This is a genomic window from Streptomyces sp. NPDC037301, assembly GCF_055602785.1.
Map to the genome: position 1 here is coordinate 1 of NZ_JBVJWD010000152.1, position 2208 is coordinate 2208.

The 2208-nt window shown below is 65.2% G+C and carries 2 protein-coding genes and 1 pseudogene; 2 read left to right on the top strand and 1 reads right to left on the bottom strand.

The window, feature by feature from the left end; genetic code table 11:
• Positions 1-196: 196 nt before the first annotated feature.
• Positions 197-1246 (top strand): aldo/keto reductase, encoded by a 1050-nt coding sequence (locus tag ACZ7IB_RS49000; protein ID WP_470921850.1) that lies wholly within the window; start codon positions 197-199, stop codon positions 1244-1246.
• A gap of 196 nt (positions 1247-1442) precedes the next feature.
• On the opposite strand, the gene ACZ7IB_RS49005 is transcribed toward ACZ7IB_RS49000, so the two are convergent.
• Positions 1443-1847, bottom strand: a complete 405-nt coding sequence (locus ACZ7IB_RS49005) for an SgcJ/EcaC family oxidoreductase (protein WP_470921852.1) — start codon at positions 1845-1847, stop codon at positions 1443-1445.
• A gap of 94 nt (positions 1848-1941) precedes the next feature.
• On the opposite strand from ACZ7IB_RS49005, the pseudogene ACZ7IB_RS49010 reads away from it, so the two are divergent.
• Positions 1942-2067: pseudogene (locus ACZ7IB_RS49010) on the top strand (IS982 family transposase); the annotation flags it as partial.
• Between the last annotated feature and the right edge of the window lie 141 nt (positions 2068-2208).

Here is a 2208-nt window from a genome sequence, read left to right on the forward strand (position 1 = left end):
CGGAATGATCACGTGGTGTGTGCCAGTGTGACAACTCCGAGGCCGTCAGCGGCCCATGCTCGGCGTAATCAACTGGCCACCCGACAGGCTCTCAGGGTAACGGGGGTTGATCTAGAGAGGACTCTAGTTCCTAGGGTGCCTCGTGCGGCCGACGCTCCTGTCGCCCTGCGTGATCGGTTAGTAAGGGAACCTCACCATGCGCTATCGCACCCTCGGCAGAACCGGCATCGAGGTCAGCGTCCACTGCCTCGGCACCATGATGTTCCAGGACGGATGCAACTCCGACCATGACGACTGCGCCCGCATCATCCACACTGCCCTCGACCAGGGCATCAACTTCGTCGACACCGCCGACATGTACGGAATGGGCGAATCCGAGGAGATCGTGGGCAAGGCGCTGCGAGGGCGCCGTGACGACGTCGTACTCGCCACCAAGGTCCACTTCCCGATGGGTGAGGGACCCAACCGCGGTGGAAACTCCCGGCGTTGGATACTCAAGGCGGTCGAGGACAGCCTCCGGCGCCTGAACACCGACTGGCTCGACCTCTACCAGATCCACTTCCCCGACCACACCACCGACACCGAGGAGACGCTCTCCGTCCTCGACGACCTCGTGCGCCAGGGCAAGATTCGCTCCTTCGGCTGCTCGAACTACCAGGCCGAGGAGATCGTCGAGGCGCACCACGTCTCCGAGCGCCGCGGCCTGGGACGCTTCCGCACCGACCAGCCGCCCTACTCGATCCTGGCCCGCGGTATCGAGTCCTCGCTCCTTCCGGTCTGCGAGCGCTACGGCATGGGCGTACTGGTCTGGAGCCCCCTGGCCTTCGGCTTCCTCACCGGCAAGCACCGCAAGGACAAGCCCACGGACTTGGCAACCGGCCGGGCCGCGATCCGGCCGGCGAACTTCGATCCCACGATCGCCGCGAATGCCGCCAAGTTCGAGGCCGTGGAACAGCTCGTCGAACTCGCGGAAAGCATCGGCTGTACCCTGCCGCAGCTGGCCGTGGCCTTCACCGTGGCCCACCCCGCCGTCACCTCGGCCATCATCGGACCGCGGACCATGCAGCAGCTGGAAGGCCTGCTCAAGGGTGCCGCACTCACCCTGGACGATGCGACCCTCGACCGGATCGACGAAATCGTGCCGCCCGGGACGAACCTCTACAACCCCGCCACCTCACTCCCCCCGCGCTCCCTGACCGAGACCACCCTGCGGCGCCGCCCACTCGCCGAACGCGCCGCAGCCTGAGGCCGACGGCTACCCTTCCTGACGGGCAACGATCGCACAGGAGACGGGAAGCAATCTTCAAACGCTCCTGATGTCGCAGGCCAGGCGTACTCGTGAACACCCCATAGAGTGCGGTCGCGAGGGTGTCCAACTCTGTCTTCACACACTGACGTTGGACGCCCTCGCTTGGTGCGTGCAGCCAATCCGTCCGAATCGATCAGTCGGCGACGACCCCCGTGTTCTGGCAGGCGGTCAGCAGCCAGCGGCCATCGTCCTGCTTGGTCATCACGTACAGCGGAGCACCCTCGCTCTCGTCGTCCGGGGACAGGTAGCGCTGACGAACCTTGACCGCCGCGACGTCGGGGCGGATGAAGAGCACATGGACCACCTCGTAGCTGACCTTGCCGTCCCAGTTGGCCGCGGGGAGTACCTCCCGGGTGAACTCCGAGATCGCGTCGAGGCCGATGAGAACCTTGCCGTGGGCCGTAGTCCAGACCGCGTCGGGGTGGAAGAGGGCGAGGAATTGGTCGGGGTCCTTGTGCTGCTGGGAGTGCTCGACGATGGCAACGACCTGCTTGACGGCTTCGATGTCTGCGGCGTAGGCCGTGGAATCCGTGTTCATGCGGACCATGGTGTTACCTCAAGCACGGTTGAGATCAAGAGAGGCGATCGGCCCAAGGGATCGCCGGCGCGAATTCGGTGACAGCGTCCGGTGAGGGCGCACGCCCGGCGGGGTCGTCGCCCGCGCCATGCAGCGAATCCTCGCGCTCACCGCCGTGATCTGGCACAACGACCACACCGGACAACCCATCCTGCGCTCACTGACCGCCTACGACCACTGACCCCTTGGACTCAATCATCTAGTGCCAATACCGGTGATTTAGGCCCTTTTCCGGGAGGTTGGGGCTGGTTTGGTGGGTCCGACGAGGGTGACGACTGGGGTGTCCGGCCGGGGCTGGTTGTTGTGTTCGGTGCGTTTGAGG

Coding starts and splice junctions, on each gene's coding strand:
- ACZ7IB_RS49005 (WP_470921852.1), bottom strand. CDS start 1,847: ATGAACACGGATTCCACGGCCTACGCCGCAGACATCGAAGCCGTCAAG.
- ACZ7IB_RS49000 (WP_470921850.1), top strand. CDS start 197: ATGCGCTATCGCACCCTCGGCAGAACCGGCATCGAGGTCAGCGTCCAC.